10 protein-coding genes are annotated in these 13,288 nt (G+C 72.6%); 8 read left to right on the plus strand and 2 right to left on the minus strand.

Annotated features, from left to right (window positions below):
* The first annotated feature begins 7 nt into the window (after positions 1-7).
* Genes asnB through nadE form a run of 4 tightly spaced genes read left to right on the plus strand, consistent with a single transcriptional unit; the run spans position 8 to position 4,844 of the window.
* Complete coding sequence (gene asnB / locus J2S22_RS21250) at positions 8-1,993, plus strand: asparagine synthase (glutamine-hydrolyzing) (protein ID WP_272777307.1); 1,986 nt, start codon at positions 8-10, stop codon at positions 1,991-1,993.
* Positions 1,974-2,240, plus strand: a complete 267-nt coding sequence (locus tag J2S22_RS21255) for an acyl carrier protein (protein WP_272777308.1) — start codon at positions 1,974-1,976, stop codon at positions 2,238-2,240. Before asnB ends, J2S22_RS21255 begins: the two co-directional genes overlap by 20 nt.
* Before the next feature lie 31 nt (positions 2,241-2,271).
* Positions 2,272-3,816 carry a class I adenylate-forming enzyme family protein gene (locus J2S22_RS21260; protein WP_272777309.1) on the plus strand — a complete coding sequence of 515 codons (1,545 nt, stop codon included), beginning with the start codon at positions 2,272-2,274 and terminating at the stop codon, positions 3,814-3,816.
* Entirely contained in the window at positions 3,813-4,844 is a 1,032-nt protein-coding gene (gene nadE, locus J2S22_RS21265; RefSeq protein WP_272777310.1) for an NAD(+) synthase, read from the plus strand. The genes J2S22_RS21260 and nadE overlap by 4 nt, the downstream gene beginning before the upstream one ends.
* A 117-nt stretch (positions 4,845-4,961) precedes the next feature.
* Here the strand turns inward: nadE and rimO are convergent, their stop codons facing one another.
* Complete coding sequence (gene rimO, locus J2S22_RS21270) at positions 4,962-6,338, minus strand: 30S ribosomal protein S12 methylthiotransferase RimO (protein WP_272777311.1); 1,377 nt, start codon at positions 6,336-6,338, stop codon at positions 4,962-4,964.
* A 271-nt stretch (positions 6,339-6,609) separates the two neighbouring features.
* Positions 6,610-7,350, minus strand: coding sequence for a YwaF family protein (locus tag J2S22_RS21275; protein ID WP_272777312.1), 741 nt, complete (start codon positions 7,348-7,350; stop codon positions 6,610-6,612).
* Positions 7,351-7,605: 255 nt separating this feature from the next.
* Between J2S22_RS21275 and J2S22_RS21280 the strand changes: the two genes are divergently transcribed.
* The 4 genes from J2S22_RS21280 (at position 7,606) to J2S22_RS21295 (ending at position 13,068) form a co-directional block, all read left to right on the plus strand.
* Positions 7,606-8,109, plus strand: a complete 504-nt coding sequence (locus J2S22_RS21280) for a hypothetical protein (RefSeq protein ID WP_272777313.1) — start codon at positions 7,606-7,608, stop codon at positions 8,107-8,109.
* A 114-nt stretch (positions 8,110-8,223) separates the two neighbouring features.
* A complete protein-coding gene (locus tag J2S22_RS21285) occupies positions 8,224-9,114 on the plus strand; it encodes an SDR family NAD(P)-dependent oxidoreductase (protein WP_272777314.1) in 891 nt (296 codons plus the stop codon).
* A gap of 200 nt (positions 9,115-9,314) precedes the next feature.
* A complete protein-coding gene (locus tag J2S22_RS21290; protein WP_272777315.1) occupies positions 9,315-9,695 on the plus strand; it encodes a hypothetical protein in 381 nt (126 codons plus the stop codon).
* Between the two features lie 370 nt (positions 9,696-10,065).
* A complete protein-coding gene (locus tag J2S22_RS21295; RefSeq protein ID WP_272777316.1) occupies positions 10,066-13,068 on the plus strand; it encodes an autotransporter outer membrane beta-barrel domain-containing protein in 3,003 nt (1,000 codons plus the stop codon).
* Positions 13,069-13,288 lie beyond the last annotated feature (220 nt).

Here is a 13,288-nt window from a genome sequence, read left to right on the forward strand (position 1 = left end):
CGTCCCCTTGTGCGGATTCGCCGGATATCTCGGACATGCCGATGCACCGCAGCCGCCGCGGCGGCTGCTCGCGCGGATGATCGACGCGGTGGCGCATCGCGGGCCGGACGCGAAGGGATTTCATGTCGAGGACGGCGTCGGGCTCGCCCATGCGCGCCTGAGCATCCTGGATCTCGACGGCGGCGCCCAGCCGATGGCGGACGTCGACGGCGACCTCGTGATCAGCTTCAACGGGGAAATCTTCAACTATGTCGAGCTGCGTGCCGAGCTCCTGGCGCGCGGCGGCCGTTTCCGCACCGCCTCCGACACCGAGGTGATCCTCGAGGCGTATCGGGCCTGGGGCCCGGACTGCGTGGAGAAGCTCAACGGCGACTTCGCCTTCGCCCTGTGGGACCGGCGCCGCCGCCGGCTGATGCTGGCGCGCGACCGCGTCGGCGTGCGGCCGCTGTTCTACACGGCGCGTCCCGACGCGCTGTGGTTCGGCTCCGAGATCAAGGCGCTGCTCGCCGTGCCGGGCATCGACGCCGCGATCGACCCGGTCGCGCTCGACCAGGTGCTGACGCTGTGGGCTCCGCTGGCGCCGCGCACGATCTTCGCCGGCATCGACGAGCTGCCGCCCGGCCACGTGCTGCTCGCCGACCGCGACGGCGTCACGCTGCGGCCGTACTGGCGGCTGGAGTTTCCCGACGCCGACGACCACGCGGCGCTCGACCGCCGCGATCCGCGCGAGATCGCCGCCGAGCTGCGCGCGCTGCTCGACGACGCCACCCGCATCCGGCTGCGCGCCGACGTGCCGGTCGGCGCCTATCTGTCCGGTGGCCTCGACTCGGCGATCGTCACGGCGCTGATGAAGCGCCACGCGCCCGACCGCCTGGAGACCTTCTCGGTGGCCTTCGAGGACGCGGCGTTCGACGAGCGGCCGTTCCAGGAGACGATGGCGGCGGCGCTCGGCACCGCGCATCACGTCGTGACCTGCGCGACCGCCGATATCGGCGAAGTGTTTCCCGCGGTCGTCGGCCATGCCGAGCGGCCGATGGTGCGCACCGGCCCGGCGCCGCTCTACGCGCTGTCGCGCCACGTACGCGAGCAGGGGCTCAAGGTGGTGCTCACCGGCGAGGGCGCCGACGAGATGTTCGCCGGCTACGACCTGTTCAAGGAGGCGAAGCTGCGCCGCTTCTGCGCCGCGCAGCCCGGCTCGCGGCGCCGGCCGCTGCTGCTGCAGCGCCTCTATCCGTACCTGCCGCAGCTCAAGGCGCAGTCGCAGCGCTATCGCGAGGCGTTCTTCCTCGGCACCGCCGACGATCTCGCCGACCCGCTGTTCTCGCATCTGCCGCGGGTGCGCACGCTGCGGGGGCTCGAGCAGTTCTACGCCGGCGACCTGCGCGCCGCGCTGGCCGGCCACGACGCGCTCGCCGCGCTGCGCGACCGGCTGCCGCCGGAGTTCGCGCGCTGGCACCCGCTGTCGCAGGCCCAGTATCTCGAGACGACGGTGCTGCTGCCCGGCTTCATCCTGTCGTCGCAGGGCGACCGGGTGTCGATGGCGCACGCGGTCGAGGGCCGCTACCCGTTCCTCGATCCGCGGGTGATCGACTTCGCCACCCGGCTGCCGCCGCATCTCAAGCTGAAGGTGCTGCGCGAGAAGCACATCCTGCGCGAGGCGACGGCCGACCTGCTGCCCGCCGCGATCGCCACCCGGCCGAAGCAGCCCTACCGGGCGCCGGAGAGCGCCGCCGTCCTGCGGCCGCGCGCGGCCTGCGTCGACACGGCGCTGGCGCCGGCGGCGCTCGCCGCGGCGGGGCTGTTCGACGCCGGCGCGGTCGCGAAGCTCGTCCGCAAATGCGAGACGGCGCCGGCGCCGGGCGCCCGCGACAACGCCGCGCTGATCGGCATCCTCTCCACCCAGATTCTCCACGGCCGCTTCGTGCGACGGGCGGCCGCCGATTCATCTTCCGCAACAGACCGGGCCAGAGTCCATGCCGTCCTCCCGCCGTGACAAGATCCGTGATTTCATCCGCGACAATTTCCTGTTCCGCGAAGACCTGGAGGCGATCGCCGACGGCGACTCGCTGCTCGATCTCGGGCTGATCGACTCGACCGGCATCCTCGAGCTCGTCGCCTTCCTCGAGCAGGACTTCGGGCTGGCGATCGCCGACGCCGACATCGTCCCGGAGAATCTCGACTCGATCGACCGCATCGCGGCCTTCGTCGAGGTGAAGCTCGCCACGGCGCGCGCGGCCTGACCGGGGCCTGACAGCACAGCGGGACACATCCATGCGGGTCGAGACCTTCCTGAGCGCGAGCGCCGCCCGGCGGCCCGACAAGGTCGCGCTGGTCGCCGGCGAGCGGCGGCTGACCTGGCGGGATCTCGACCGCGCCTCCGACCGGCTCGCCGGCGCGCTGGCGGCGCACGGCATCCGGCGCGGCGACCGCGTCGTCGTGTTCATGGACAACTGCGCCGAGGCCGTGGTCGCGATCTTCGCGATCCTCAAGGCCGGCGGCGTGTTCAGCCCGATCCACCCGTCGACCAAGGCCGACAAGCTCGCCTACGTGCTGAACAACTGCCGGGCCGCCGGGCTGGTCACGCTCGGCCGGCTCGCCCGCGTCGCCGCGGCCGCGCTGGCGCAGGCGCCGGCCGTCGGGACCGTGATGGTGGCCGAGCCGCGCGACGGCGCGCCGCCGTCCTGGCTGCGCTACGATGCGGCGCTGTCGGCCGACGCGGCGCCGCCGCCCGCACCGGGCATCGCCCTCGACCTCGCCATGCTGATCTACACCTCGGGCACCACCGGCAGGCCCAAGGGCGTGATGATGACCCACCAGAACATGCTGGCGGCGGCGGGCGCGGTCGCCGCCTGCATCGACAGCCGCGAGGACGACGTGATCCTCAGCGTGCTGCCGCTGTCGTTCAATTACGGGCTCTATCAGGTGTTCCTGGCGGCGCGCTCCGGCGCCACGCTGGTGCTGGAGAAGTCGTTCGCCTTCCCGCAGGCCGTGGTGCAGCGGATCGCGGCGGAGCGGGCCACCGTCTTCCCGCTGGTGCCGACCATCGCGGCGCTGCTCCTGCAGCTGAAGGATCTGAAGACCGGCGACCTGCCGACGCTGCGCACCTTCACCAACACGGCGGCGGCGCTGCCGATCGGCCATATCCTGCGGCTGCGCACCCTGTTCCCGGCGGCGCGGCTGCATTCCATGTACGGGCTCACCGAGTGCAAGCGCTGCACCTGGCTGCCGCCCGACGAGCTGATGCGCCGGCCCGACTCGGTCGGCGTCGCGCTGCCCGGCACCGAGGTGTGGGTGGCCGACGAGACCGGCGCGCCGCTGCCGCCCGGCGAGGTCGGCGAGCTGGTGGTGCGCGGGCCGCACGTGATGCAGGGCTACTGGGACGATCCCGCCGCGACCGCCAGGGCGCTGCGGCCGGGGCCGTATCCGTGGGAGCGGGTGCTGCACACCGGCGACCTGTTCCGGGCCGACGCCGAGGGCTTTTTCTACTTCGTCGCCCGCAAGGACGACATCATCAAGTCGCGCGGCGAGAAGGTGAGCCCGCAGGAGGTCGAGCGGGCGCTGCATGCGCTGCCCGGCGTGCGCGAGGCCGCGGTGCTCGGCGTCGACGATCCGATCCTCGGCCAGGCCGTGAAGGCGATCGTGGTCGCCGCGCCGGGCGCGCTGACGGCCCAGGACGTGATCCGCCACTGCGCCCGCGTGCTCGAGGACGTGATGGTGCCGAAGCACGTCGAGTTCCGCGACGCGCTGCCGAAGCTCGACAACGGAAAGATCGACCGCCGCGCGCTCGCGGCCCCGCTCATGGACGCCGCCGAATGACCACGCCGCTCCGCCAGCACGCCATCGACGATGTCCCGGCCGGGCCGGACGGCGCCGCGCCGCCGTTCTCGGCCGCCGTGCTCGCCATCGACGCGGCCGCCGAGACGGCCCGCATCGCCGCCGCGATCGAGACCCAGGTGCTGCGCACGCTGCGCAGGCGCGGCGTCGTGCTCGGCCTGTCGGGCGGCATCGACTCGAGCGTCACGGCGGCGCTGTGCGTCCGCGCCCTCGGCCCCGGCCGCGTGCTCGGCGTGCTGATGCCGGAACGCGACTCCGACCCCGACAGCCTGCGGCTCGGCCGCGCGCTCGCCGAGACGCTCGGCATCGCGACCGTGGTCGAGGACATCGCCCCGATGCTCGACGCGGCCGGCTGCTACGCCCGGCGCGACGCGCTGATCCGGACGCTGGTGCCGGAGTTCGGCGACGGCTGGGGCTGCAAGGTGGTGATCGCCGCGGCCGCCGACGGCGCGCCCTACAGCCTCACCGCGCTGGTCGTGCAGGCGCCGGACGGCGAGCAGCGCAAGCTCCGCCTGCCGCTCGACGCCTATCTCGGCCTCGTCGCCGCCACCAACATGAAGCAGCGGACGCGCAAGCAGCTCGAATACTTCCACGCCGACCGGCTGAACCGCGCCGTCGCCGGCACGCCCAACCGGCTCGAATACGACCAGGGCTTCTTCGTCAAGAACGGCGACGGCGCCGCCGACCTCAAGCCGATCGCGCATCTCTACAAGACCCAGGTTTACGCGCTCGCCGCCCATCTCGGCGTGCCCGACGAGATCCGCCGCCGCCCGCCGACCACCGACACCTGGTCGCTCGCCCAGACCCAGGAGGAGTTCTACTTCGCGCTGCCCTGGGACCGCATGGATCTCTGCCTCTACGCCCTGAACCACGCCGTCCCGGCCGCGGTCGCCGCCCCGGCGGTCGGCCTCGCGCCCGACCAGATCGCGCGCGTCTGGCGCGACATCGCCTCGAAGCGCCGCGTCGCCGCCTACCTGCACTCTCCGCCGCTGCTGGTGGAGGAGGTGTAGGCACCGTCATTGCGGGGCGGCGCGTAGCGCCGAACCCGGAATCCAACCGAGAATTCAGAGCTTTCCGCTCGATTCCGGGTTCGCACCTGCGGGCGCCCCGGAATGACACCGAACTGATCAGAACCCCACGGCCGTCCCGTGCAGGTCGTAGGCGTCGGCGCGCTCGATCCTGACGGTGGCGATCTCGCCGACCCGCAGCGGGCGGCGCGAGGCGACGTAGACGGCGCCGTCGATCTCCGGCGCGTCGGCCTTGCTGCGGCCCTTTGCGACGTTCGGGCCGACCTCGTCGATGATCACCTGCTGTCGGGTGCCGACCTTGCGCTTCAGGCGCCGCGCCGAGATCGCCTGCTGGCGCTGCATGAAGCGGTGCCAGCGCTCCTCCTTCACCGGCTCGGGCACGGCGCCGTCGAGATCGTTCGCCGGCGCGCCCTTCACGGGCTCGAACTTGAAGCAGCCGACGCGGTCGAGCGAGGCCTCGTCGAGCCAGGCGAGCAGTTCCTCGAACTCCTGCTCGGTCTCGCCCGGGAAGCCGACGATGAAGGTCGAGCGCAGCGTGATGTCGGGGCAGATCTCGCGCCACCGTGCGATGCGGGCCAGCGTCTTCTCCTGCGCGGCCGGGCGGCGCATGCGCTGGAGCACGCCTTGCACGCCGTGCTGGAGCGGGATGTCGAGATAGGGCAGCACGCGCCCCTCCGCCATCAGCGGGATCACCTCGTCGACATGCGGGTAGGGGTAGACGTAGTGCAGCCGCACCCACACGCCGAGCTCGCCGAGCGCGCTCGACAGGTCGAGGAATTTCGCCCGCACCTCGCGGTCGCGCCAGACGCTCGCCGCATATTTCAGGTCGACGCCGTAGGCCGAGGTGTCCTGCGAGATGACCAGCAGCTCCTTGACACCGGCCGCGACCAGCTTCTCGGCCTCGCGCAGGACGTCGGCGGCCGGGCGGGACACCAGGTCGCCGCGCAGCTTGGGGATGATGCAGAAGCTGCAACGGTTGTTGCAGCCCTCCGAAATCTTCAGATAGGCGTAGTGGCGCGGCGTCAGCTTGATGCCCTGCGGCGGCACCAGGTCGACGAACGGCGCGTGCGCCGGCGGGGCGGCGCGATGCACCGCCTCCATCACGCTCTCGTACTGCTGCGGTCCGGTGACGGCCAGCACGTTGGGAAACTTCTCGGTGATCGCCTCGGGCTCGGCGCCCATGCAGCCGGTCACCACCACCTTGCCGTTCTGGGCCAGCGCGTCGCCGATCGCGGCGAGCGACTCCGCCTTGGCCGAGTCCAGGAACCCGCAGGTGTTGACCAGCACCAGGTCGGCACCCGTGTGGGTGCGGGTCAGCTCGTAGCCCTCGGCACGCAGCCGGGTGATGATGCGCTCGGAATCGACCAGCGCCTTCGGGCAGCCGAGCGACACGAAGCTCACTTTGCGCGCGGCCGCCGTGTCGGGCGCGGACGCCTCGGCGGCCGGGGCGGGCAGGGTCGGGGCGGGGGTCTGCATCGAGATCGGGGCCGTTCGGTTGCGGAAGGGCCGCTTCCTAGAGCAACGGGCGGCCCTTGGGAAGCCGCCCCCGTCGTTCCGGGGAGAAGGCCTCGTGTCCCGGACGCGGTGCGACGCACCGCGAGCCGGGACCCAGGGGGGCCACCGAGGCGGTGCCACGCCGCCCCTGGGCCCCGGCTCGGCGGCGCATCGGGCCTGCGGCCCGCCGCGCCTTGTCCGGGGCACGCAGTGTCGCTCGTCGCGCGGCCCTCGGGACGAGCCGCTCAGCCGTTCACGCCGCCTCAGGCTCCACCTCCGCCTCGACGGCGGGCTTCCGCAAAAAACGCCAGGGCAGGAACACCAGCAGGAAGCCGAGCCCGGCGAGGGCGGCCATCACCGGCACCCGGAGCGGCCACGGGCCGAGCAGGGCGACGAAGGGCGGCACCAGCTTCGGGTCGGCCGGATTGCCGACATAGGCGTAGTTGGAGCCGAGCGCGATGTTCACCACGAACACCACCGCCACATAGGCCACCGTGAACACGGCGGCGCGGCGGAAGTCGGCCCAGTCGGGGCGGAAGCCGAGCACCGCGATGTCGTAGACGGCGTAGCCCAGGATGATCGAGTGGGCGATCCAGAAGCACCAGAACAGCGGCGAGGCGGGGCCCTGGACCAGGGTCGGCTGGATGAAGGCCTGGGTGGTCAGGGCGAAGGCCCAGAAGTACAGGGCGGCGCGCAGGAAGCGGCGCTGGGTGAGCAGCGCCAGCGGGGCGATCACGCCGCCGACGTCGCAGATGTGCAGCGGCAGGCCGCTCGCCACGTCGATGCCGCCCCAGTTCCAGGCGATGTTGTAGACGACCCAGATCGTGGCCGCGAAGGCGACCAGGCCCTGCCGCAGCCGCCGCTCGCCCTCCGGCGCCAGCCGGCGGCCGAGCGTCACCACGGCGGCGATCGCCGCGAAGCAGCACAGCACCGTGACGAGATGCATGGTGCCGAAGGCCGTGAACACGTCGAAGCGACCGGCGGTGTCCGGCATGGGGGTCCCCTCCCGCAGCGGCGCCGGCGCGAGTCGGGCCGGCCCTCACCGAATTGTGCGGTCCGCAGATTGCACGAATAAGGCAGCCTCGCGAGAGAGGCGGCCCGCCGGCCGCCGGCGTTCCGGACTTCAGAACGGAACGCGCGTGCATGCGTGAACCGCCCGCCCGGGTCGCGGCACCGATCGCCGAACGGGGATCCGCGGAGGGGGCAACCCCTGCAGGCGACGGCCCGCGCCGTCCGAGGAGGACTTCGCATGGATGGATTGTCGAAGGCGGCACTTTCGAAGCGGCGTGCGCGGCGGGCGGCCGGCCTGTCCGGCGCCGCCGCGGTGGCGATCCTGGTGCTGGCCGGGCCGGTCCCGGCGCGGGCCCAGATGGCGGGCTTCGGCGGCTTCGGGGGCGGCGGCATGGGCGGCTTCGGAGGCGAGCAGATGATGAGCCAGATGGCGCCGCTGATGGAGATGATGAAGCAGCGCATGGGCAAGAAGCGCTACGCCCAGCTGATGCAGGCCTTCGGGCCGATGATGGCCGACATGATGGACGGAGGCGGCGGCGGAGGCGTTGGCTTCGGCGGTTTCGGTGGAGGCTCCGGCGGAGGCGTCTCCCCGGCCGGCTTCGGCGGGATGGGCGGGGGCTTCGGCGGCGGCATGGGCGGCATGGACATGGGGTCGATGATGGGCATGATGAGCGCCATCGACTGGCGCTCCATGCAGGGCCTGATGGGCTCGCCCCGCAAGGGCCGGCGCGCCCGCCGCTGAGCCGGCGCCGGGTCCACGGCCGCCGGCCTGCGGCCCGGCGAGCTCCCGGTAAGGCCTTGCCGGCGGCCGTCGGCGCCGCCACATCCCGGGCCTGAGCTAGGGCGGGAGGGCGGCATGGCGGCGACCGGGACGACGACCGGAACGACAGCGGCGGACGGGTCACTGTCCGGCAAGACCGTGGTGATCACCGGCGCGACCGGCGGGATCGGGCTCGAGACCGCGGTCGGGCTGGCCCGGAAGGGCGCCCGGCTGGTGCTGGTCGGCCGCGACCGGGCTCGCGGCGAGGCGGCGCTCGCCCGCCTGCGGCAGCTCGTGCCCGGCGCCGAGGCCGAGATCGACTACGCCGACCTGGCGCGACTCGACGATCTCCGGGCGCTCGCCGCGCGGCTCGCGGCGCGGCCCCGCGTCGACGTGCTGCTCAACAATGCCGGCGGCATGTTCGCCCGCCGCGAGGTGACGGCGGACGGGCTGGAGCGCACCTTCGCGCTCAATCACATGGCCTATGTGGCGCTGACCGTGCTGCTGCGCGACACGCTGGTCCGTTCGGCGCCGGCCCGGGTCGTCAACGTCGCCTCCGAGGCGCATCGCGGCGCGACGCTCGATCTCGACGACCTCCAGGCGGCGCGCGGCTACGGCGGCTGGCCGGTCTATCGCCGCTCCAAGCTCGCCAACATCCTGTTCACCCGCGAGCTCGCCCGCCGGCTCGCCGGCACCGGCGTGACGGCGAACTGCCTGCATCCCGGCTTCGTCGCCACCGGCTTCGGCGACAACAATCGCGGCCTCTACGGCCTCGGCATCCGGATCGCCAAGCTGTTCGCGCTGCCGCTGGCCGAGGGCGCCGCGACCTCGATCCATGTCGCCTCGGCGCCGGAGTTCGACACGACGACCGGCGCCTATGTGGTGCGCTCGCGCCTCGCCGAGCCCTCGGCGGCGGCCCGCGACGACGCCGTCGCCCGCCGGCTGTGGGACGCGAGTCTCGCGCTCGGCGGCCTCGCCTGGGCGTGACGGGCGCGCCTGCGGCCCGACCGGGAAACAATGGTTAATAAAATTCGCGGTGATCGGGAACCATTGCTGAACCTTGTGGTTACCCCGTCCGACGAAGCGGGGGACGGTCGGTGGAAAGAAACCAGGTTTTCACCGATGTCGCGCATTGTCGCGCACCCGGTCGTTTCGCACCCGGTCGTTTCGAGGGGAGACATCGACAGATGAAGACTGCTTTCGTTCGTTGCGCCGTGGCGGCGCTCGCCGCGGGTTCGATCGGGACCGTGCTGGCCGGCGCGCAGCCGGCGGATGCGCGCACCGGCTTCGACGGGATCTGGAGCGTGGTGGTCGTCACCGAGCAGGGCGACTGCGACCGCGCCTACCGGTACCCCATCCGCATCAACAACGACGGCAGCCTGATCAACGCCGGCAGCACCTCGTTCGACATCTCCGGCAAGGTCGCCCGCGACGGCAAGCTGATCGTCCGGCTGAGCTACGGCGGCAAGAGCGCCACCGGCCAGGGCCGCCTGTCGGGCGAATCCGGCACCGGCAAGTGGACGGGCGGCGCCTGCGCCGGCACCTGGACGGCGGAGCGCCGCAGCTAGCCGGCGCGGCTGGCGGCGCGGCGCGAATCACTGCCGGATCTTGCGATTTCGGTTGCGGCGGCCGGGCCAAGCCCCGGCCGCCGCATTCGTTTCGGCACGTCAGGGTAGGCGCTCGACGGCCTCGCGTCCGAACGCGAGCGCGGGTCCGGCACGATCTGTTGCACGGAAGCTACAACCCGGGAGCTAACCCCCCGGGACGAGGCTCCGTCGGCGTTCGCGGGTTGGCGGCGGCGGCGGCGGCTCTCTAGCCTCGTCGTCGGCGCGTGTCCGCGCGCCCCCTGCCACGCCCCGAGGTGCCCCCGTGATCCCGAGCCGGTCTCTCCCCGTCGCGTCGAGCGCGCGCCGGGCGTCTTCGTCCCCGTGCCGCTCGGTGCGGACGATCCTCGCGAGCGGAGTCGCGCTCGCCGCCCTGCAGGCGGCGCTGTCCGACGCGGCCGTCGCCGGCTGCACCATCACCGGCGACGTGGCCGTTGTGTCGAGCCAGTGCGACGCGAGCTTCGTCGACGTCCGCACCGGCACCGGCGCCACCTCGCTCACCGTCACGGACATGACGACGGTCGGCGTCTTCCTGGCGCCCGCCACCGGCGCGACCACGCCGACCAGCCACACGCTGACCCTCACGGGGACGACCATCGTCTCCAACCCGAGCTACAGCGCCGTCTACTCCTACGCCGATGCGCCCGACCACGACATCGTGGTCAATCTCGGCTCCGGCGTGTCGATCACGTCGCTCGCCGGCTTCGGCGCCGTGTGGATCCGCAACGAGACGTCGGGCGACATCACCATCGACAGCGCCGCCACCGTCACGGCGACGGGCGGGCCGGGCATCACGGCGACCACCAATCTCGGCGCGGTCTCGATCACCAATTCGGGGACCGTCGTCTCGACCGACGACCGCGGCATCTACGCCGACGGCGGCTACAACAACACCAGTGCCGATCCGGTCACGGTGTCGGTCACCAACTCCGGGACGGTCTCGGGCTATCTGGCCGGCATCCGCGCGGTCAACTGGCAGGGCCTGTCGTCCATCGACAACTCCGGCACCGTCACCGCGACCACCCGCCAGGGCCTCGTCGCGTGGTCGGCGGCCGGCGACGCGACCATCGTCAACTCCGGCACCGTCACGGCCTACGACGACGTCGCCGTGCAGGCGGTGGCCGAGACCGGCACCGTCACGGTGACCAACAGCGGCAGCCTGTTCACCTACGACGACACGACCGTGACGGATGCCGGCACGTACGGTCATGTCGGCATCTGGGCCGAGGCCGGCACCTCCGGCGATGTCGTCGTCACCAACACGGCGACCGGCACCATCTCGGCGCCGAGCGGCTACGGCATCGTCGCGCTGACGGCGTCAGGCGACGTCACCGTCACCAATGCCGGCACCGTCACGGCGCTCGGCGGCATCCGGGCGGAGAGCAGCGACGGCGACGTGACGGTCACGAACTCCGGCATCGTCACGGCGACCGCGGCGACCGATCCGGTCGCCGTCGCGCTGTCGGTGACCACCGGCACGGCGACCTTCACCAACACCGGCACCGTCAACGGCGGCCTCACCACGGCCGGCGGCACCAACGAGATCGTCAACCAGGGCACCTGGAACCTGCTGCCGACCGGCGTCACGAGCGCCAGCTGGACCCTGACCGGCACGTCGAGCTTCACCAACGAGGGCCTGGTCACCGTGGCGGCCGGCGGCTCCGCGACACTCGACGGCCTGACCACCTTCACCAACACGGCCTCGGGACTGATCTCGCTCGGCGCCGGATCGAGCCTGAACCTGATCGGGACCACCTTCTACAACGAGGGTGTGCTCTCCATCGCGGCCGGCGCCAGCCTGACGGCCACCACCGTGCAGGTCGACGGCACCCTGAACGTGAACGGCACCGTCGACGGCGCCGTGGTGGTCGGCGAGACCGGCACCCTGAATGGTTCCGGCACGATCGGCGACACCATCGTGACGTCTGGCGGCACGGTGGCGCCCGGCAACTCGATCGGCACCCTGACGGTCGCGGGGACCTACACACAGTGGGCGTCCACGACCTACGCGGTCGAGATCGGGGCGAACGGCACCTCCGACCTGATCCACGCCACCGGCACGGCGGACATCCAGGGCGGCACCGTCGCGGTGACGACCTACGGGATCGCCACGGTCGGCACCCGCTACACCATCCTGACCGCCGACGGCGGCGTGACCGGCACCTACGACGCCGTCGCCAACGGCGGTGCGGTGTCGGCCTTCGCCACCGCGACCCTCGATTACGACAGCACCAACGTCTATCTCGACGTGGCGCTCACCCGCGCCTTCACGGCGGCCGCCGCGACCGCCAACCAGGCCGCCGCGGCGGGCGCGGTCGGCGGGCTGACCAATGCGAGCGCGCTCTACAACGCGGTGGCGTTCCTGCCGAGCGACGCGGCCGCGCAGCAGGCCTTCGACCAGATCTCGGGCGAGGTGCACGCCTCGCTGAAGGGCGCCCTGATCGAGACCGGCGGGCTCGTCCGCGACGCCGCCCTCGACCGCGTGCGTGGCGCCTTCGACGCGGTCGGGCCGCAGGTCGGCGCGACCACGCTGTGGAGCCGCAGCTTCGGCATGTGGGGCACGGCGCAGGGCGACGGCAACGCCCGTGCGTTCGACCGCTCGACCGGCGGCTTCGTGGTCGGCGGCGACGGCGTCGTGCTCGACGGCTGGCGCCTCGGCCTGCTCGCCGGCTACAGCCGCACCACCATGTCGGGCGCGGCCGGATCGGCGAGCGCCGACGGCTATCACGTCGGCGCCTATGGCGGCCGCCAGTGGGGCGCGCTCGGCCTGCGCGCCGGCGCCGCCTACACGCACGACGACATCGCCACGTCGCGCGCCGTGATCATGAGCGGCTTCTCCGACCTGCCGACCGCCGACTACGGCGCCGGCATGGCGCAGGGCTTCGTCGAGCTCGGCTGGAAGCTGCCGGCGGGCCGCACCGTGCTGGAGCCGTTCGCGGCGCTCGCCCATGTGAACCTGCACACCGACGCCTTCGCGGAGAGCGGCAACGGCGCGGCGCTGGCGGCCGGCTCCGACGACACCGCCGTGACCTTCACGACGCTCGGCCTGCACGGCTCCGCCGACGTGACCCTCGGCGCCGCGCTCGCCAAGCTTCGCGGGACGGTCGGCTGGCGGCACGCCTTCGGCGACACGAGCCCGCTGGCGACGCTGGCGCTCGCCGGCGGCAGCGCCTTCACGGTCGCCGGCGCGCCGATCGCCCGCGACGCCTTCGTCGGCGATCTCGGGCTCGACGTCGCGGTCGCCGCCAACGTCACGGCCGGGGTGTCGTGGCGCGGCCAGTACGGGCCCGACATCACCGACCACGGCGTGCGCGGCACCCTCGCGGTCCGCTTCTGACCGCGGCACGCGGGCGCGGCGGGCCGGGTGTCCGCGCGCCCGCGTCATATGGTTCACGATTCGTGAATATTCGGTTCGCGGAGACCGGCGCGGGGCGCGCGTCTGTCCGCGATGATACGCATGCGGGTCTACGTGATCCGACAGATTCAACTGGTTGCAGGCGAGGTTAAATAGATCCCGGACGGCCCGTGCGCCGCTCCCCGCGTGTCGGCGGACACGT

This window comes from Rhodoplanes tepidamans (genome assembly GCF_030813915.1).
In the GTDB taxonomy this organism is placed as follows: Bacteria; Pseudomonadota; Alphaproteobacteria; order Rhizobiales; family Xanthobacteraceae; genus Rhodoplanes; species Rhodoplanes tepidamans.